20 protein-coding genes are annotated in these 18,093 nt (G+C 63.2%); 6 read left to right on the top strand and 14 right to left on the bottom strand.

Annotated elements, in window-relative coordinates:
- Positions 1-127: 127 nt before the first annotated feature.
- Complete coding sequence (locus tag PQ627_RS06075; RefSeq protein WP_274259319.1) at positions 128-2,179, bottom strand: ALF repeat-containing protein; 2,052 nt, start codon at positions 2,177-2,179, stop codon at positions 128-130.
- Between the two features lie 259 nt (positions 2,180-2,438).
- On the opposite strand from PQ627_RS06075, the gene PQ627_RS06070 reads away from it, so the two are divergent.
- Complete coding sequence (locus PQ627_RS06070; RefSeq protein WP_274259317.1) at positions 2,439-3,875, top strand: amino acid permease; 1,437 nt, start codon at positions 2,439-2,441, stop codon at positions 3,873-3,875.
- A 21-nt stretch (positions 3,876-3,896) separates the two neighbouring features.
- Here PQ627_RS06070 and PQ627_RS06065 read toward each other — a convergent pair whose 3' ends face one another.
- The 3 genes from PQ627_RS06065 to PQ627_RS06055 all read right to left on the bottom strand — a co-directional run bounded on the left by PQ627_RS06065 (position 3,897) and on the right by PQ627_RS06055 (position 6,743).
- Complete coding sequence (locus tag PQ627_RS06065) at positions 3,897-4,481, bottom strand: hypothetical protein (protein ID WP_274259315.1); 585 nt, start codon at positions 4,479-4,481, stop codon at positions 3,897-3,899.
- Between the two features lie 128 nt (positions 4,482-4,609).
- On the bottom strand, positions 4,610-5,359 hold the full coding sequence (locus tag PQ627_RS06060) for a 3-hydroxybutyrate dehydrogenase (protein ID WP_274259313.1): 750 nt from the start codon (positions 5,357-5,359) through the stop codon (positions 4,610-4,612).
- A 4-nt stretch (positions 5,360-5,363) separates the two neighbouring features.
- Positions 5,364-6,743 (bottom strand): MFS transporter, encoded by a 1,380-nt coding sequence (locus PQ627_RS06055; RefSeq protein ID WP_274259311.1) that lies wholly within the window; start codon positions 6,741-6,743, stop codon positions 5,364-5,366.
- Positions 6,744-6,880: 137 nt separating this feature from the next.
- Here PQ627_RS06055 and PQ627_RS06050 point away from each other — a divergent pair, with 137 nt between their 5' ends.
- Positions 6,881-7,777, top strand: a complete 897-nt coding sequence (locus PQ627_RS06050) for a LysR family transcriptional regulator (protein WP_274259310.1) — start codon at positions 6,881-6,883, stop codon at positions 7,775-7,777.
- An 82-nt stretch (positions 7,778-7,859) separates the two neighbouring features.
- Here PQ627_RS06050 and PQ627_RS06045 read toward each other — a convergent pair whose 3' ends face one another.
- Entirely contained in the window at positions 7,860-8,735 is an 876-nt protein-coding gene (locus PQ627_RS06045) for a spermidine synthase (RefSeq protein WP_274259308.1), read from the bottom strand.
- Positions 8,736-8,852: 117 nt separating this feature from the next.
- Between PQ627_RS06045 and PQ627_RS06040 the strand changes: the two genes are divergently transcribed.
- The gene (locus PQ627_RS06040) at positions 8,853-9,053 is read left to right on the top strand and encodes a hypothetical protein (protein WP_274259306.1); all 201 of its coding nucleotides are present in this window, start codon (positions 8,853-8,855) and stop codon (positions 9,051-9,053) included.
- A gap of 1 nt (position 9,054) precedes the next feature.
- On the opposite strand, the gene PQ627_RS06035 is transcribed toward PQ627_RS06040, so the two are convergent.
- From PQ627_RS06035 to PQ627_RS06025, 3 genes are read right to left on the bottom strand one after another with little or no spacing between them, the layout of a single operon-like run.
- Positions 9,055-9,558 carry a GNAT family N-acetyltransferase gene (locus tag PQ627_RS06035; RefSeq protein ID WP_274259304.1) on the bottom strand — a complete coding sequence of 168 codons (504 nt, stop codon included), beginning with the start codon at positions 9,556-9,558 and terminating at the stop codon, positions 9,055-9,057.
- The gene (locus tag PQ627_RS06030; RefSeq protein ID WP_274259303.1) at positions 9,559-10,230 is read right to left on the bottom strand and encodes an O-methyltransferase; all 672 of its coding nucleotides are present in this window, start codon (positions 10,228-10,230) and stop codon (positions 9,559-9,561) included. It lies immediately after the preceding gene.
- A gap of 40 nt (positions 10,231-10,270) precedes the next feature.
- Positions 10,271-10,603, bottom strand: a complete 333-nt coding sequence (locus PQ627_RS06025; protein ID WP_144661767.1) for a thiamine-binding protein — start codon at positions 10,601-10,603, stop codon at positions 10,271-10,273.
- 91 nt (positions 10,604-10,694) lie between these two features.
- Between PQ627_RS06025 and PQ627_RS06020 the strand changes: the two genes are divergently transcribed.
- Entirely contained in the window at positions 10,695-11,324 is a 630-nt protein-coding gene (locus PQ627_RS06020; protein WP_144661766.1) for a TetR/AcrR family transcriptional regulator, read from the top strand.
- A 30-nt stretch (positions 11,325-11,354) separates the two neighbouring features.
- Here PQ627_RS06020 and PQ627_RS06015 read toward each other — a convergent pair whose 3' ends face one another.
- The 4 genes from PQ627_RS06015 to PQ627_RS06000 are packed head-to-tail and all read right to left on the bottom strand — an operon-like array spanning position 11,355 to position 13,783.
- Positions 11,355-11,666 (bottom strand): AzlD domain-containing protein, encoded by a 312-nt coding sequence (locus PQ627_RS06015; RefSeq protein ID WP_274259299.1) that lies wholly within the window; start codon positions 11,664-11,666, stop codon positions 11,355-11,357.
- Positions 11,663-12,421 (bottom strand): AzlC family ABC transporter permease, encoded by a 759-nt coding sequence (locus PQ627_RS06010; RefSeq protein ID WP_274259297.1) that lies wholly within the window; start codon positions 12,419-12,421, stop codon positions 11,663-11,665. The genes PQ627_RS06015 and PQ627_RS06010 overlap by 4 nt, the downstream gene beginning before the upstream one ends.
- Positions 12,418-12,852, bottom strand: a complete 435-nt coding sequence (locus PQ627_RS06005) for a DoxX family protein (protein ID WP_274259295.1) — start codon at positions 12,850-12,852, stop codon at positions 12,418-12,420. Before PQ627_RS06005 ends, PQ627_RS06010 begins: the two co-directional genes overlap by 4 nt.
- A 43-nt stretch (positions 12,853-12,895) precedes the next feature.
- On the bottom strand, positions 12,896-13,783 hold the full coding sequence (locus PQ627_RS06000) for a glycerophosphodiester phosphodiesterase (RefSeq protein ID WP_274259293.1): 888 nt from the start codon (positions 13,781-13,783) through the stop codon (positions 12,896-12,898).
- Between the two features lie 50 nt (positions 13,784-13,833).
- Between PQ627_RS06000 and PQ627_RS05995 the strand changes: the two genes are divergently transcribed.
- Together PQ627_RS05995 and PQ627_RS05990 are read left to right on the top strand one after the other, a co-directional pair.
- The gene (locus PQ627_RS05995; protein ID WP_274259291.1) at positions 13,834-15,189 is read left to right on the top strand and encodes a DUF445 domain-containing protein; all 1,356 of its coding nucleotides are present in this window, start codon (positions 13,834-13,836) and stop codon (positions 15,187-15,189) included.
- 45 nt (positions 15,190-15,234) lie between these two features.
- Positions 15,235-15,669 carry a VOC family protein gene (locus tag PQ627_RS05990; RefSeq protein WP_274259289.1) on the top strand — a complete coding sequence of 145 codons (435 nt, stop codon included), beginning with the start codon at positions 15,235-15,237 and terminating at the stop codon, positions 15,667-15,669.
- Between the two features lie 26 nt (positions 15,670-15,695).
- Here the strand turns inward: PQ627_RS05990 and PQ627_RS05985 are convergent, their stop codons facing one another.
- Together PQ627_RS05985 and PQ627_RS05980 are read right to left on the bottom strand one after the other, a co-directional pair.
- The gene (locus PQ627_RS05985; RefSeq protein ID WP_274259287.1) at positions 15,696-17,237 is read right to left on the bottom strand and encodes an FG-GAP-like repeat-containing protein; all 1,542 of its coding nucleotides are present in this window, start codon (positions 17,235-17,237) and stop codon (positions 15,696-15,698) included.
- 72 nt (positions 17,238-17,309) lie between these two features.
- Positions 17,310-18,083: a biotin-dependent carboxyltransferase family protein gene (locus PQ627_RS05980; protein ID WP_274259285.1), complete on the bottom strand. Its 774-nt coding sequence runs from the start codon at positions 18,081-18,083 to the stop codon at positions 17,310-17,312.
- Positions 18,084-18,093: the final 10 nt, after the last annotated feature.

The following is an 18,093-nucleotide window of genomic DNA, read 5'->3' as shown; positions in this document are numbered from 1 at the left end:
TACCGCAGGAGCTGTCCGGTATCCCGTACTCAAGCGTGCACCTTTTAGGGAGTGAACACCAGCGGGTTGGCGGGGATCGGTGTCTGGGATCCCGTACGGACGGCGGTGCGCTCAGTGGTTACTGTGGCTAGCCCTTCCCCGCTGTGCCCTTACGCCTCAGCAGGAGCGTGATGGCTCCAGCCGCTGCCAGGACCAGCACCACAATCAGCCTGATGGTCCACCAATTCATGCCCGCAGAGGACGCAGCCAAGGGAGCAGCCGCTTCCTGTGACCGTGAATCCACCGACGTGGAACCCTGCGCGGCAGATGCTGCCGGGGGCACGGAAATGCTCGGGGCTGCCGACGGCGTTGATGCGGCAGCCGGTGCGGCTCCCGTTTCGCCCAGTACGACGGCGGGGGAAGAGTCGCGCGGCCACGGAACGACGATCGGGGCAGCTCCGGTTGCGAATCCCTGCGATGCGTCCACGTTTCCGGCCGCAAACGGGGAGTTCCCCGCTGCGGCGGCTTGGCGTGCAGCTTCGGCCTGGCGGGCGGCCTCGGCCTGACGGGCAGCTTCCGCGGCAGCTTCGGCCGCCTTGGCAGCGTCAGCGGCCTTGCCGGCGTCGACCGTTGCCTGGTTGGCCAATCCGGCGAGTTCGGTGATCATGGCGTCGATGGATGCAACGTGGGTGGCAGTTGCGGCGTCCCGGTCAGCGGCTGCAAAGCGTCCATTTGTAGCGAAGGCCTGGGTATCTGCCCGGCTTCCCTCCAAAGCGAGGTTCGCCGCTACCCGAAGTTCGAGACCAGCATTGTTCAGCTGTTGATAAGCGAGGATGCGATTATCTAGGTCCTGCGCCATGGCAAATCCGAACTCCAGGAAGAACCGGACGTCTGCATGGTTAGTCGACTTCACGGCATTCAGAGCAGCTTCCTGCAGATATTTGCCCCCGGTTGCTTGGTACTGGAAAGCACGCTGCCGGTCCGCGACCAGGGCTGCCCCGTCCAGTTCGAATGCGGCATCGTGTCCGACGGCGATGAAGTCCTTGATGGCGGCGTCTCCGCCAAGCAGGGCAGCTTCCGCGGCTTTCCGGACTTCAGGCGTGCCCACGAGCGCAAGGTCCAACGCGGCCTGGCGGCCTTCCTGGGTCAGCGCGCCGAGGTCAGCGCCGGGCGCCGTCAGCGTGGCGAGAAGACCGGGTATCTCCTTGGCTGCCTTACTGAAAGCCTCCAGGAAAGGTTTGTTGGTGCTCATACTGGCACCGTCGATGATGGCGCGCGGCTTTGCCTGTGCAGACTGGAATTTCCAGTCAGCCATCAGCCGCGCGGTGTCCGCGGTCCTCGCGGCGGCTGCGGTGTTTCGCGCCTTCACGACGGCGGTATTGGCTCGGTCAGCGATGCCGGCAGCACCGGCAGGATTGGATGCGATGTCCGTTTTAACCTGCTGCAATAACGCCGAAACTGCCGAGGATTCTGCGTCGTGATCGGCGGCTACAAACTGGCCGTAGCGGAGGAAGTCAGCAACGACAGCTCCATCACCGGTGTTGAGTGCTGCCTCCGCAGCGGCAGAAACCGTGGCATTCGACGAAGCAAGCACCGCGTAAGCCGCCTGGCGGTCTGTCATGAAGACCTTGGCACGCCAACCTTCAAGGACGAATTTCTCCACGGCAGCGTCGCCTTGGTCCAAGCTCTCGGAAGCAGCCTGCGCGACGTGGACATTGCCGTATTCGAGGAAGTAGGTCGCAGCCGTCCTGAGATCACCGCGCCACGTCTGGCCCCATCCGACGGCGAGGAAGTCGTTGATCAGCGCGGGGTCGTTGGATGCCAGGACTTTTGCGGCCGACGGTCGTACGTGCTCGCTTCCCCGCGTCGTCAGCTCGGTGACCAACTGCTTCCGGTCAGCTGCCAGCGCGACGTCCTGTCTGCCGTCGAGAAATGCCTGGATCGCATCAGCGCCATCCACCAGGGCTGCAGCTGCGGCGGTGCGTGTCGCGGGACCGCCGGTCTTCCACAGTTCAACGACACCGGCGGCGTCACTCACCCGCTCCACAAACGGCACGGGCGCCTGGGACGCGTTCGGGACCTCGAATGTCGGTATTTCATAGGCCTGGGCAGGAGCAGCGAAAAGCAAGGAAGCCCCGGCCACGACGGCAACAACGGCAGCGGCCCAACGGCGTCGGGTAGCGCGGATTACGGAAATCATGAGTCCCCCAGATAACAGATGCGAGTCAGCACAGAGTTCAATTGGGGGCGACGCGAGTGCGAGGGATGCCTGACCGTGTTGAAGTCCTGTCCGCGGTCATCCTATCCGACCGGGAACTATGACTTTTACCACCGTGTAACTGGCAGCGCTCCGGAGTGTCTGCGATCAAAGACACCAAACACCCGTGAGTCCGATCACAGAGCCCCCAAAAGTGATCTGCTGGATAGCGATCCCCTCCCAAAGACGAGAAGGTTTTACCATGCAACAAACCAAGCTGGCTGAGGAGAGCTCTGTCCTCCAAGCCGCAGGTACGGCACTTAGCCGGGGCCTCAACGTCCGACACATCCGCTTCATGGCACTCGGATCAGCGATCGGCACGGGCCTCTTCTACGGCTCCGCGTCGGCCATCCAAAAAGCCGGCCCGGCCGTTCTCCTCGCCTACATCATCGGCGGCGCCGCCGTCTTCATGGTGATGCGCGCACTCGGCGAAATGGCAGTGCGGCACCCCGTTTCCGGCTCCTTCGGGCAGTACGCCAGCCGCTACCTCGGCCCTTTCGCCGGTTTTGTGACCGGGTGGACGTATGTCTTCGAGATGGCAATCGTGGCAATCGCCGACGTCACTGCTTTCAGCATCTACATGGGCTTCTGGTTCCCGCAGGTGGACAGATGGATCTGGGTGCTCGCGATCATCCTGTTCCTGGGGGCCATGAACCTGCTCAGCGTGAAGGTGTTCGGCGAGCTTGAGTTCTGGTTCTCGCTGATCAAAGTGGTGGCGATTATCGCCATGATCGTCGGCGGCGCAGCGATCGTCGTGTTCGGTTTCCAAACGGCCGACGGCGGCGGCGTGGCGCCGGGGCTGGGGAACCTTGTGAACCACGGCGGTCTGTTCCCTAACGGTTTCGAGGGGCTCTTGGCCGCGTTCGCCGTCGTGATGTTTGCCTTTGGGGGCATCGAAACGATTGGCATCACCGCAGGCGAAGCTGCCGATCCCAAGAAGGTCATTCCGCAGGCTGTTAATACTGTGCCCGTTCGCGTGCTGCTGTTCTACGTCCTGACCCTGGGCGTGCTGATGAGCATCTTCCCGTGGAATGAAATCGGCAGCAACGGCAGTCCGTTCGTGCAGATCTTCGATGGCCTGGGCATCCCCGCCGCACCGCACATTCTCAACGCAGTGGTGATCACGGCAGCGTTGTCCGCCATCAACAGCGACATCTTCGGGGCCGGCCGCATTCTGTTCGGGCTGGCGCAACAGGGGCACGCGCCAAAGAGCTTTGGCAAGATCTCCCGCCATGGCGTCCCGTGGATGACCGTGGTGATGATGGGCGGCATTTTGCTGGTGGGCGTCGTGCTGAACGCAGTGATTCCCGAAGACGTCTTCGTGGTCATCGCTTCCATTGCCACCTTCGCCACCGTGTGGGTGTGGGTGATGATCCTCGCCTCGCACGTTGCCATGAAGCGGGAGATCAGGCGCAAGGGCCTGCCGGCGTCGGAATTCGGTTCACCGCTGTGGCCGACGGCGTCCATCCTCACCATGGCATTCATGGCGATGGTGATCGTGATCCTCGGCGTTTTCGAGGACACACGGATCGCCCTGTATGTGGGCGGGGCCTGGCTGGCGCTCCTGTTTGTGGCCTACAAGCTGTGGGTCCGCGGTGACGGGCTGCGCCGGGCCGAGTTGGTGGACGAAACGGCCTGATCAGCCCCGCCGAGTTGGCAATTAATCACAATCCGCGCGCCAAACATTGTCATTAACTGTCACCTCGGCGGGGGCGAGGAAGAGCTCCACTTCCAGCTGCTCCATGGCCTCGGGAAAGCCGGCGATGTCAATAGTGCCCCGGGTTGTTTCCAGCTGGATCGAGCGGACACCCCGGCCAAGCCAGCGCGCATCATTCGGGAGCGAGTCCCGCAAGTTGGGCTCGACCCTCCCGGAGACCAGAAAAGTGAAGAGCTTTTCCTGCGACGGATTGTTCGGATCCGTTCTGACAAAGTCCACAGCTGGAGCCCGGAACGTCACCAGTCCACGCTCCCAGCCCACCCATCGACCGTTCCGCTGTGGCTCATGGCAGCGGATCCAACACTCCAATTTTCCGCGCCGCAGCAAGCGATGGAAGCGCAGCTTTGCGAAGACAGCGTCCAAATACAGAACGGCGTAAGAACCAAAGACGCCAACAACAGCAAAGATGACTGCCCAGTACAGTGGTGCCCCTGTTGTCACAAGCATCACCGTGAATGCGGTCACGGCGGCCAAGTTGATCACCGTCGCGGCTGTCCGCTTGAAACGCAAAGACCTCACTTTAGCCATGCGGCCACTCTAAGTGCCGGCGGGTTGGTTCCCCCGCCGAGTTGGCAATTAATGACAATCCGAGCGCCGAACATTGTCATTAACTGTCACCTCGCGGGAGCGGGGGCGGGGCACGAGGGGGCGCGGGACTACCTCGCCGACCACCCACCGTCCATGGTGTAGCTCGCGCCGGTGACCATGCCGGCGTCGTCGGAGGCCAGCCAGGCCGCCAGAGACGCAACCTCGGAAGGCTCCACCAGCCGCTTCACAGCCGACTCCGTCAGCATCACCTTGGCGAGCACCTCGGCCTCGGGGATGCCGTGGAGCCGGGCCTGGTCGGCGATCTGCTTCTCCACCAGCGGCGTGCGGACGTAACCGGGGTTGATGCAGTTGGACGTGACCCCGTGCTCGCCACCCTCCAGGGCCGTGACTTTACTGAGCCCCTCAAGCCCGTGCTTCGCCGAAACGTACGCGCTCTTGTAGGCCGAGGCCCGAATCCCGTGCACTGACGAGACGTTGATGATGCGGCCGAACCCGTTGGCGTACATGTGCGGGAGGGCAGCCCTGATGAGGAGGAACGGGGCCTCCAGCATCAGGGCCAGGATCCGCCGGAACTCGGAAGGATCGAACTCCTCGATCGGCGCAACTTTCTGGATGCCCGCGTTGTTGACCAGGATGTCGCAGTCGAGGCTCAGCGCCGCCAAAGCATCAACATCCAACAGATCCACGGTCCAGGCAGTGCCGCCCAGCTCATCGGCGAGGGCCGCCGCTCCGGAGGCATCGACGTCGGCCACTACTACTTTCGCCCCGCGGGCGGCGAGCGCACGGGCACAGGCGGCCCCGATTCCGCTCGCGCCTCCGGTCACCAGCGCTTTGCGTCCGTTCAAGGAGTTGTCCATCTCATTAGCCTTTCGCGGTGGTCAGTCCATGACGCTCTGCGTCCGCTTCATCCACGGACTCAAGCGCAATACCCTTGGTTTCCTTCAAGGAAACGACGGCGACGGCGGTAATCGCACAGGCGACCACAAGGTAGATCGCGGTGGGAACCCAGGAGCCGGTGTCCTTGAGCCACTGGGTGGCCAGCAGCGGTGCGAGTGATCCTGCGAAGATCGACGTGACCTGGGAGCCGAGTGAGACACCGGAGTAGCGCATCCGGGTGGGGAAGAGCTCTGACATGATGGCCGGCTGTCCGGCGTACATGAAGGCGTGCAGGCACAGACCGATGGTTACGGCGAGCACGATGATCACGGCGTTCTTGGTGTCGAACATCGGGAAGGCGAAGAACGGCCAGACCGCACCGGTGATGGCACCGATCAGGTAGACCGGCTTGCGACCCCAGGAATCAACCAGGCGGCCGACCTGCGGGATCACCAGGAAGTGGATCACGTGGGCGATCAGGAGTGCCAGAAGGAGCGAGGAGGTGTCGTACTTGTGGACGCTTTTGAGGTAGACGATCGCGAAGCTGACCACCAGGTAGTACATGATGTTCTCCGCGAACCGAAGGCCCATGGCCTGCAGGATGCCCTTGGGGTACTTGCGGATGACTTCGCCGACGCCGTAGCTGATGGCCTTGGATTCCTCCACCTGTGCTTTGGCTTCAAGGAAGATCGGGGCTTCGGTGACGTGGGTACGAATGTAGTAGCCGACGAACACGATCACTGCGGAGAGCCAGAACGCTACGCGCCAACCCCAGCCGAGGAAGGCTTCACTGCTGAGCGTGGTGGACATGACGAACAGGACCAGAGTGGCCAGCAGGTTGCCAACCGGCACGGCTGCCTGCGGCCAGGAGGACCAGAAACCGCGTGACGTGTTGGGGCTGTGCTCAGCGACCAACAGGACCGCGCCGCCCCACTCGCCGCCGAGCGCGAAGCCTTGGATGAAGCGGAGGGCCACCAGCATGGCCGGCGCCCAGTATCCGATGTCCAGGAAGCCCGGGAGGCATCCCATCAGGAAGGTGGAGACGCCCACGATCACGATCGTCAGCTGCAGCGTGGGCTTGCGGCCGAGCTTGTCGCCGATCTGGCCAAACACGATGCCGCCCAGGGGCCGGGCGACGAAGCCGACGGCGTAGGTGATGAAGGCCTGGATGATGCCGTCCAGTTCGTTGCCGGTGCTCGGGAAGAAGTACTTGCCGAAAACCAAGGTGGCGGCGGTGGCGTACAGGAAGAACTCGTACCACTCCACCACGGTGCCCACCATCGAGGCCGCGACGATCTTCTTCAGGCCGGAGCCCTTGCCGGAGTCTTTCCCAGCCCTTGATGCGGAGCGCTGCTCTACGCTCATATCCATCTCCTCAGTGTCTTCTTCGACCCTTTTGAACGTGATGTGAACCACAACACGACATGCTCCACTGAGTATTGCCGCAGATTTGTTATGCCTCAATGACCAATAAGGCACCTTAGGTGTGCAGAATTGCAGATATGAATCCCAACCCCGACGACCTCCTCATCTTCCTTGCCGTCTCACGTTCAGGTAAATTCACGACGGCGGCCCAAGCCTTGGGACTGAACCACACCACCGTTTCCCGCAGGATAGCGGCGCTGGAGAAGGCGCTGGGCGGCCGGGTCCTCGCGCGTGCGGCCGGTGGTTGGGAAGTGACGGACCTCGGCGCCGAAGCCGTGCTGGTCGCCGAACGCATCGAAGCTGCGGTGAGCGCCCTGGGACCCAGCGACCGCGCACCCGACCCGATTACCGGCGTCGTGCGCATGACCGCGACCGATGGCTTCAGCGCCTACATCGCGGCTCCCGCTGTTGCCCGGCTTCGGCGGGAGCATCCTGGGCTGAGCGTGGAGATCGTGACCGTCACACGTCGGGCGCTGCAGCAGAGGTCCGGGCTCGACATCGAGGTGGTGGTGGGGACGCCGCAGGTGCACCGGGCCGAGGCGCTCCGGCTGGGCGAGTACAGGCTGGGCATGTACGCCTCGCGGCAGTATCTGGCGGACCACGGGACGCCCTCCAGCATTGAGGAGCTCACACGGCATCAGTTGGTCTACTTTGTGGATTCGATGCTGCAAGTGGACGATCTCGACGCGCCCCGCAGGCTGGTTCCCACCATGCGCGACGGCCTGAGCTCCACGAATGTGTTCGTGCACGTGGAGGCGACTAGGGCCGGGGCCGGTGTTGGCTTCCTGCCATGCTTCATGGCGGACCGGCACCCGGACCTCGTGAGGCTTTTGCCGTCGGATTTCGCGGAACTACTGCCTTACTGGATGGTCCTCCGCCCCGACTCCATGCGCCGCCCCGCGGTAGCCGCCGTCGTGCAGGCTTTGCGCGAGGAGACCGAGAGCCGCCGGAAGGAGCTGCTCGGCGCCCCCTAACCCCTGGAGTTTTTGTACATCTAATGGCCTTAAAAGCCGTTCATAAGGGCGTTATGTGTACAAAAACTCCAAAGGGGGTGGGTCAGTCGGTGGGCGGATCGTGGCGGACGGGGGTGCCGGCTGCGAAGGCCCGGACCTTGCTGTCGTCCCAGATATGGGCGGGCACGCCCCCGCCCAGAAGCCTCCGCGCCAGGGTTGGATCATCGCCGAACGGGACGTGGCTTCCGGCCATGATCATGTTGCCGTAACGACGCCCCTTGAGCATGGCGGAGTCGGCGATGATCATGGTGTGCTCGAAGGTGTCGGCGATGGTGGCGGCATCCGCCCGGGCATTCTTCAGGTCGGGCGCGTCTCCGGAATTGACCACATACAGCCCGTCCGCGGCCAGCACGGCGTCGGCGTGGGCCGTGAATTCCCGCGTAGTCAGGGCGCGCGGAGTGAAGGCGCCGGCGAAGACATCACGGATGATGAGATCCCGGGTATCAGGCGTGAGGGACTCGGTGACCTCCCGCGCTTCACCCACGCGGATCCGCAGCAAGGGCGCTTTCGGCAGGTCGAACCAGCCGCGGACGTAGTCGGCCAGCTTGCCATCCAGTTCGACGACGACCTGCCGGGCTTCCGGGTACGCGGAGTGGAAGTACCGCGCCATCGAACAAGCACCTCCGCCCAGATGCAGCGCGCGCAGCTTCGGTTTATGCTCCCGGGGCCATCGTGATTCCACCAGGGCCGCGATCCAGCGCATGTACTCGAAGTCCAGGAAGAGCGGATCCGCCAGGTCGATGTGCGAGCTCATGACGCCGTTGATCTTCAGGAGCCACCCGTTGGAATTGTCCTGGTCCTGGAGCAGCTCGCAATCGCCGGTATCAATGTAGTAGACGCCTTCTGCCGGACCTCCGGGGCGGGTGCCGGAAGGCACCTCGACGACTCCCGCCGTCGACTTCTTTCCTCGTCGTGCCACTATTTCCGCCCCGCCTGATCCATGCTCCCAGCCTAGTGGAATGCCGTATTACCCGGTTCAGTCACATAATTAGTAAGGATACTTACAGTTGGGCTGGTTGAGCCATATGATCGCATCATGAATGTTGGAGCGTCGGTGTGGGCGGAGGTACTGACTGCCGCAGTCGCGTGGCTCACGGTGGTCTGCCTGCTGCTGACGCGGGTGCCCAAACCGCCCAGCCTGCTCGACTCGCCGCCGGTTCTCGAACCGCCGGCGGATCCCGACGCGCCGCTGGATGCGCCCGTAGACATGGGCCAGCCGGAGGACAGCGAACGTTGAGTCAGGACACGACGCCGGGACGCACCATCCGGTGTTCGGGCAGCGAGTACCAGGACGGGTCGCACAGTTGGCGCTTTCCGTCGGGAACGAAGCCGTTGCGCCGGTAGAAGGCCTGCGCCCGCGGGTTGTCGTCCAGGACCCACAGGTACGCCGGACCCTCGCCGATCAGGGCATCCACCAAAGCCTGCCCGACTCCCCTGCCGTGGATGTGTTCCAGGGTGTAGAGCATGAACAGCTCCACGTCGCACGGGCGGTCCTCATCCCGGCCTTCACCGGCGGCGCCAAGTCCCACCAGCTCACCATCGGGACCGAAGGCCAGCATCCGAGTATGACCTGCCGCGATGAACTCCCGGTATTTGTCGGCGCGTTGGGGCAGCCCCGCTTCCTGCCGCTCGAAGAATTCCCGCGGCAGCAGGTGTCCGTAGCTTTCCCGCCAGGACTGCAGATGCATGGCGGCCATGGCCCCGGCGTCTTCCACCGTTGCAGGGCGAAGCGTGAAATCCATCTACCGCACCCGCGCGATCGCGAAGCCGTCCCAGCCCTTGCTGCCCACCGTCTGGATGGCCGTGGCATCCAAGCGCGGGTCCTGGCCCATCATTTCCAAAGCCTTGACGATCCCCGGCGCGTTGGTTTCATCCCGCCCCGGCTCGAGGATGGCCCCGTCCCAGATCACGTTGTCCATCACGATCACCGTGCCAGGGTGGCCCAGCCTGATGGCCCAATCAAGGTAGTTGGCATCGTTTTCCTTGTCGGCGTCGATGAAGACAAGGTCGAACGGTTCCTGGCCGGCCAGCGTCGGAAGCGTGTTCAGGGCAGCCCCCACCCGGATGTCCACTTTGTGTCCCACGCCGGCAGCATCGAGGTTGGCACGGGCCACGTCGGCGTGCTTCTGGAGGTATTCGCACGTGACGATCCTGCCGTCGTCGGGCAGTCCCTGAGCCATCCAGATGCTGCTGAATCCGGCCAGCGTGCCGATCTCGAGTACGCGCCGGGCCCCAGACAACTGCACCAGCATCCGCAGCAGCTTGCCCGCATTGGGTGCCACCTCGATAGCCGGCATGCCCGCCTCAAGCGCGGAATCCACCGCGCGTCGGTGGGCAGGCTCAGGACGCACGACGACGTCAGTCAGGTAACGCTCGACGTCAACCCACCCAGGTTCAGCCACGTGTTCAATCATGGCCCCCAGTCTGGCACTCGCGGCCTGCTGGGGAAAGCTTCTACTCCGAGGCGGAGATCGCGTCTTCCAGGCGTTCGACCTTGCCGGTCAGCTCGCCGCTGTAGCCAGGCCGGATGTCTGCCTTAATGACCAGCGAGACGCGGCTGCCATAGCGCCCAACCGCCTCAGTGGCGCGCTTGACGACGTCGAAAACTTCGTCCCATTCGCCCTCAATGGTGGTGAACATGGAGTCGGTCTGGTTGGGCAGCCCCGACTCACGGACGATCTTGACGGCGGCGGCAACAGCATCGTGCACGGAAGCGTCGGGGGCTGGTCCCCCGCTGGTGGCGGACGCGGGCTGGCCTGAAGGGGCGACTGAGAATGCAAGCAACATGAATCCAGTGTTTCATGTGCTGGTTTGTCATATAAGAACGTACTCCCGCGTAACAACAGGCCGGAACGCCTGCGTTGCTACTCTGACAAACATGGAACAGCCCTCTGAACGCAAGCCCCTCAGGGCAGACGCCGCACGCAATGTGGACAAGATCATTACCGCCGCCCGGCAGTGCTTCCGCGAATTTGGACCGGACGTACCCTTGCAGACCATCGCCGCCACCGCTGGAGTTGGCCCCGCAACGTTGTTCCGCAACTTCTCCGACAAGGAACAGCTGGTCCTCGCCGCACTGTCGCGGCAACTGCGCCAGCACGTGGACCCTGTGGCAGCTGCGGCAACCGACGGCATGGATGCCGCCGAAGGACTCATCAACGTCATCGACGCCGTGATGCGGGTTGCCAGCGAAGACGCCAACCTGCTGGATGCCGTTGCCGGCCGCCGCGGGCTTCTCATGGGAATCACCGGTGGTCTCATCGGAGCCATGGCCACCCTTCTGGAACGCGGGCAGGGCCAGGGAACCCTGCGCCGCGACATCACCATCGAGGACATGGTCCGGTTGGTTGCCATGCTGATCGGCGCCGTCGACACCATGGAACCGGGCTCCGAGGCCTGGAAGCGCCCCGTGGCTTTGATCGAGGACGCCATCCGGACCGAACGGCCCTCGCGCCCCCTTCCTGAGCAGTCGGGAATCCCGGGAGTGACCCTTAGCGAAAGCGCCTGAACCCGCCGCAGCTGGCGTTCAGTTCTGTCGTCAGCCCCAACCGAGCAGCCGCAGCAATGCTGCGGCTGCCGCGCCCGCAATGACGACCACCAGGAACGGCGCGCGAAGCAACAGTGCGACGGCGGCAGCCACCAAGGCGCCGATCCGGGCATCGAGAACCAGCCCCTGCCCGGACGCCACAGCGTTCACCACCGTCAGGGACGCGAGCAGCCCAATCGTCATGGTCCCGGCCACATGCATGATGCGGGGATTGTCCAACAGCTTCGCAGGCACAAAGTAGCCAATCAGCTTGGTGAGGTAGGCCAGCGCGCAGGCAATGAGGATCCACAGCCAAAGGTTCATTTCCCGCCCTCATTCCCGTGCCGGTGCTTCTCCGCGTAGGGATCGACGTCCGGCTCCAGGCCTTCGTCCATGCGGGCGTGGCTGAACCATCCGATGACCCCGGCGACCACTGCGGCCACGAGGATGGGAACGCCGGACGGAACCCACGGGACGGCCAGGATCGTGGCCAACGCGCAGGCTGCTGCGATGGCCCATGGTTCACGGCCTTTGAGTCGCGGCCATAACAGTGCAAGGAACGCCGCGACGGCAGCTCCATCCAGCCCCCACTGCTTGGGGTCACCCATGGCATCGCCGGCCAAGGCTCCGACGGCCGTGAAGATATTCCACAAGATGAATATTCCAATGCCGGCGGTCCAGAAGCCTCGGCTTTGCTCACCGGGATCGGACTGGCCGGAGGCGGTGGCAGTCGACTCGTCGATCGTGACGTGGGCCGAGACATAGCGCCTCCAGCCCCTCGGGCGCAGCATGGCATTGATCTGCATCCCGTAGATGCCGTTGCGCATACCCAGCAGGGCACTGGCCGTCATCGCCGCGACACCTGAACCGCCGCCTGCCACAACACCGATGAACGCGAATTGCGATCCCCCGCTGAACAGCAGGAGACTCAGCGCCATCGTCTGCCAGAAGTCAAACCCGGACGCCACCGACAACGCGCCGAAGGACACGCCATAGAGGCCCGTTGCAATACTCAGGGACAGGGCGATCTTGAAGGCCGGCGACTCCCTCAGCTTCATGGGAGCGGAACTGCTGCTCATTTCCGGAGACTCCAGGACCACAGGATGAGGGGCAACTGCAGAGGCAGCCGGACGGTGTGGATTCGTCGCTCTTTTTCTGTGCCGTCCGGCCCATAAGCACGTCTCAGGGCATCTATATGTCCCGCAAGGAATGCAGTGAACATGGCCGTGGTGGCGTCGGCGGCTGCCTTACGCGTGGCCGGGATCAGGAGTCCGACGGCGGCAGCGGCCTCAAGCAGGCCCGAAGAAGCAATCCATTCCTCGCGGGACATGACTGCCAAGGGACCATTGGAACCGGAGCCGGGCTCATCGTTGCGGCACAGATAGTCCGGTACCACGGGGTTGTAGAAGGACGGCGTGCGGAAGTGCTTCGCAGCGCTGGCCAGGAGCAAAGCGCTCAGGGCAACTGCGGAGGTGGTGCGGCGTGCTTGGACTGACCAGCGAAAAGACATGAGACCACTCAATCACAAGCGGGGTGGCCCCCAAAGCTGCGTGCTAGTTGGAGACCATCAGTTGGGCGAGCACCTGCGCCGGCCGGTTGGTGGTGATCTCGTGGATACCCAACCCTTGGCACAGTGCAACGTCCTTTTCGGAGTCAACAGTCCAAACCCGGAATATACGCCCGGCCTCCAGCCAGCGCTGGACGTTTCGGGCATGTTCACGCACATAGTCAATGCCCGGACCAGCGATGCCCACTTGCCCTTCGTCGAGCACGCGTTCCGCGTCTTCCTGGGCAGCCTTCATGACATTTGCTACGGCACCGCCGGTGAGGAATCCCAGGCCAAGCTCCTGGCGGATTTCCTGGACGGTGAAGTCATCCACCAATTGGCAGATGTGCTGCCCGGGGACTGACTCAAGCAACTTCTGGACGGAGTCCGAGTCAAAGCTCATGAAGGAGATCTGTATATTCTCCAGCCGGGATTCGTCGGGCGACCATCCTTCTTCCTCCAGAAGCGCCAGGACCCGTTCCTCGAGTTTGAGCCCATAAGGGCTTGGGTGTTTTAGTTCGATCGCCAGCCCAATATCGCGGCCGGCTCCACGCAGGATGTCCAACAATTCAGGCAGCGTCAGGAATTGGTCGGCCACTCCCCCGTAGGCGTCGGGGATACGGGCTCCCTTCCACGACGAGAAATCCAAGGACCTGAGCTGCTCAAGGGTGTGCTCGGAAACAGGCCCGGTCCCCGTGGAGGTGCGGTCCAGGTTGGCATCATGCAGAAGGACCACGTGCTGGTCCCGGGTCAGGTGGACGTCGCACTCAACCCCGTCCGCGCCGTCGGCAATAGCCTTCAGATAGGCCGCCCGCGTGTGCTCTGCGTACGCGGCACTGGCGCCGCGGTGGGCGTAAACCTTGGGTCGGAGCGGGGTGAAGTCGTCGGTGGTCATGCAGACACGGTAGCCCACACCGCTGTACGAACGGGGACTACGCTGGGCTAATGCAGGTGAACTCTGAGCGAACCCCAACTGACGATGTCGCCACGCCGGACCCGCAACCCACACGGCGCGGTGACGCAGACGCACGGGGCCGTTCCGCCGTCGTCGATTTTTCCGCCGGTGAGCGGGAGAAAGCGGCGGCGCTCCTCCGCATGAAGCGCTTGGCGCTGGGCCTCCTGATTGCCATGGCCGTGATTTTCACGGTGGCCTTTGCACTGCAGAAGCAGTACCCGTGGCTGGAATATGTTCGCGCTGCCGCCGAGGGCGGCATGGTGGGTGCTTTGGCCGACTGGTTCGCCGTGACGGCCCTGTTCAAGTACCCGATGGGACTGCGGATTCCGCACACGGCCATCATTCCGCGGCGCAAAGACCAGATCGGTGAGTCGCTCAGCGAGTTCGTGGAGAGCAACTTCCTCTCGCAGGAGGTTGTGCAGGAGAAGTTGGCCAGCATCGACATCGCCCGCAAGGCCGGGCACTGGCTATCGGGACCCGGCGGTGCCGAACGTGTGGCCAAGGAGGGTGGCGCGGCGATCCGTGGCGTGTTCACGGTCCTCAACGACGACGACGTGCAGGCAGTCATCGAGGGCATGGTCCGCAAGCACCTCCTCACACCTCCGTGGGGGCCGCCCGTAGGCCGGATGGCCGAACGGATCTTCGCCGACGGTCATCATCACAGGCTGGTGGACCTGCTGGTGGACCGCGCCGCCGACTGGGTGGATGCCAACCACGCAACGGTGAACCGGCTGGTGTCGGACCGGTCTCCGCTATGGGTGCCGACGTTCGTCGATGGACTGGTGGGTGACCGCGTGCACGTTGAGCTCTCCAAGTTCGTCCGCGCGGTCCAGGCCGACCCGAACCACCAGGTCCGGCAGTCGATTGACGCCTACCTCACCGACCTGGCGCAAGACCTCCAGCATGATCCGGCGATGATCGAGCGGGCTGAGGGGATCAAGGCGCAGATCCTCGGCGATCCGGAGGTCCGCGAACTGGCCTCCCGTACCTGGGGAACAGTCAAGACCGCGCTGCTCAACGCCGTCGACGATCCCGACAGCGAACTGAGCCAGCGCTTCAAGAGCGCCGTGCGCGACTTTGGTACGCGCCTGGTCAACGACGAGGAACTGGCCGGCAAGGTCAATACCTGGATCGGTGATGCCGCCGGGTATTTGGTGAACACCTACCGCTCGGATATCGCCGGTGTCATCTCTGACACGGTGGCGCGCTGGGATGCCGAGGAGACGTCGCAGAAGATCGAGCTGCAGGTGGGCAAGGACCTCCAGTACATCCGCATCAACGGAACGGTGGTGGGCGCGTTGGCCGGTTTGGCGATCTTCACCGTGGCCCATCTGCTTTTCGGTTAAGTCCGGCCCCTGGAGGTGCCGGATGGGCCTTGGTACCGTCAACGCATGCCTATCAAGCTTGAGAACGTCGGAATAGCTGTCCGGGACCTCGAAGAAACCATCGCCTTCTTCACCGACCTGGGCCTGACGGTGCAGGGCCGGGACACTGTCAGCGGTGACTGGGCCGACACCGCCGTGGGACTCGACGGAAACCACGCGAAGATCGCCGTGCTCCAAACCCCCGACGGCCAGGGCCAGCTGGAGCTCTTCGAGTACCTCCACCCCGATGCGATCGAAACGAGCCCAACCCTTCCCAACGAGATCGGCATGCACCGCGTGGCTTTCTCGGTTGACGACATCGACGCCGCCTTGGAGATCGCCGCCAAACACGGTTGCACCCCGCTGCGTGGTGTGGCCAACTATCAGGACATCTACAAGCTGACGTACCTTCGCGGTCCCAGCGGCATCCTGGTCATGCTGGCGCAGAAGCTGCAGGGCTGACGGACTTCCAGCCCTTTAGTGAGCGGTCAAAGGATTGCGGTCATGATGTTCCACCCCTGCCCAACCTGCCTGGGTGCGAGCCAACCACCGGACCCGTTGCCGGCGTAGAGCCACAGCGTTCCGTTGGTGTCGCGGGCAAGGACATCCGCAAAGCCATCACCATTGAAGTCCCCCGGACCCGTAATGGAAGACATCACATTCCAGCCCTGCCCCACCTGCCTGGGTGCGAGCCAACCACTGGACCCGTTGCCGGCGTAAAGCCACAACGTTCCGTTGGTGTCGCGGGCAAGGACATCCGCAAAGCCATCACCGTTGAAGTCCCCCGGACCCGTAATGGAAGACATCACATTCCAGCCTTGCCCCACCTGCGAGCGAGCCAACCAGCCACCCGCACCATTACCCGGATACAACCAGAGAGCACCGGCAGAGTCCCGGGCGAGGACGTCAGAATGACCATCTCCGTTGAAGTCGCTTTTCGCTGTCGCCGGTCCCGGCGCCACCTGGACGGCTGACACTGTGTTGCTACCGGAGTTGGCCACGTAAGCAACGCCTGTTACCTCGTTGACCGCCACTGCGAAGGGTTCGGTGCCTACCGGAACCCTCTTTGTGGTGTTGCTGGCACCATCCAGAACTGTAACCGTATTGGTCGAGGGATTCACAGCAAAAATCTGATTGGTTGCTTCATTGACTGCAAAGTCCAGTGCAGAATCACCGAAATCTTTTTCGACCACAGAATTGGTGGCGCCATCGATAATGGCACCCCCGACGTGATAGTTACCAGCAAATATCTTGTTGGTGACCGAATTGACAGCCACTCCCAGCGGATGGAACGGCAGGGTGATCGTGGAGGTTGCGTTGGTGGAGCCATCGATGACGGTCACGGACGAACCATAGCTATTGGCTATGTAAACCTTGCCAGTGGCCACATTGACCGCAGGATCCCTGGCGCCACTGCCCGCGGGAATGGTAACGGTCCCATTTGAGGCTCCGTCTATGACCGTCACAGTACTGTCGTTGTAGTTGGTTACATACACTTTGTTCGTCTTATCATTCACCACAAGGTCCGTAGGCCAATTGCCGGTGGAAACCTTTGTCGTTCCCTGGGTAAGGCCGTCAATGACAGTTACCGAGTTATCGAGGAGATTCGCGACGTAGATCTTGTTTGTTTTAGCGTTAAGAACAATATCGTTTGGCTGTGTTCCCACAGGGACCGTAGCTACGGCGTTGGTTGCACCGTCAATTACAGTCACGGAGTTACTGTCCGCGTTAGCTACGTATGTTTTATTGGTGACCGAGTTAACGGCAAGGGCGATCGGCCTCGTGCCAGCACCCACCGCCTGTGTGGCATTTGTCAGCCCATCAATAACTGTTACAGAGTTTCCAGCGGAATTCGCCACATAGACCATATTGGTCTTGGCGTTGACTGCCACTGCACGCGGCAGTTGGCCTGTTTGTATAGTGGCCGGCGTGACCGGCGCGGCATAAGCCGAGGTACTCAATGTGGACAGCGTTGAGCAGGCGACAGCGATCGCGGTTGCGGCCACAACCGCAGGCAATAAACGGGGCATGGTCCTGAGGCTACTGGAGCCGTTGCACTTTAGGCTCTATTGGCCGTCACAAATCGCCGCGTCGACGGACTTTTACCCCAGCAAATGCACCATCTGCCCCGGCCTGGCCTGCCCGATCAAGTCGAGGTCGTCGTCGCGGACCAGCGCAATCACGGGCGACTTTGCGGTGGCCGGTCGGTCTGCGAGGGCGATGACAGGAAGGCCCGACGCCGGCAACACCACAGAGCCTGCCGCCAACGGTTGGGCCTGGGGTGCTGGAGCCGAGGCCACCTCAAGCGGCCGGCCCGCCAGCCGCGCACCGACGCGGTCGGACTCGGGTGAGAGAGTCCATGGTTCCGTGGTCAAGCGAAGCCACAATCCGGCGTCGTAATTTGGCACCCGCGGTCCGCGGGTAATCCGGGCGACCACCGGCCGTTCGGGGTCGAGTGCGCGCCGGGCCGGCTGATGGATGTGGGGGAATCCTTGGCCTTGAGCCTTGCCGAAGGTCAGGGTCCTGCCGGCTTGAATCGCTCCGCGCCCTGTGAATCCGCCGTGCACTGCAACGTAGTAGCGGATCCCGAACCTGGCGGGACCAAAAGCCAGCACGGCTCCGGGAGCCACACGGATCGGTTTGTTCAGCGGAAGTTCCTCGCCGTTGAGGGTCACAACGCCCTCGGCACCGGTGACGGCGATGGCGGAACCCGTGACGAAGCGCAGCTTCAGGCCACCTACCAGGACCTCAAGTCCCGGCGCCGTGGCGGAGTTGCCCAGCAGGGCGTTGGCCAGGTTCATGGACGCACGGTCCAGGACGTGCTCAGGGTCAAGGACCAGGCTCGAGGACCCGGGATCTACCACTACTGCACCCATGCGGCCTCCC

Source organism: Paenarthrobacter sp. AB444 (assembly GCF_028736865.1).
GTDB classification, from domain to species: domain Bacteria; phylum Actinomycetota; class Actinomycetes; order Actinomycetales; family Micrococcaceae; genus Arthrobacter; species Arthrobacter nicotinovorans_B.
This window is presented reverse-complemented; position numbering and strand designations above follow the sequence as displayed.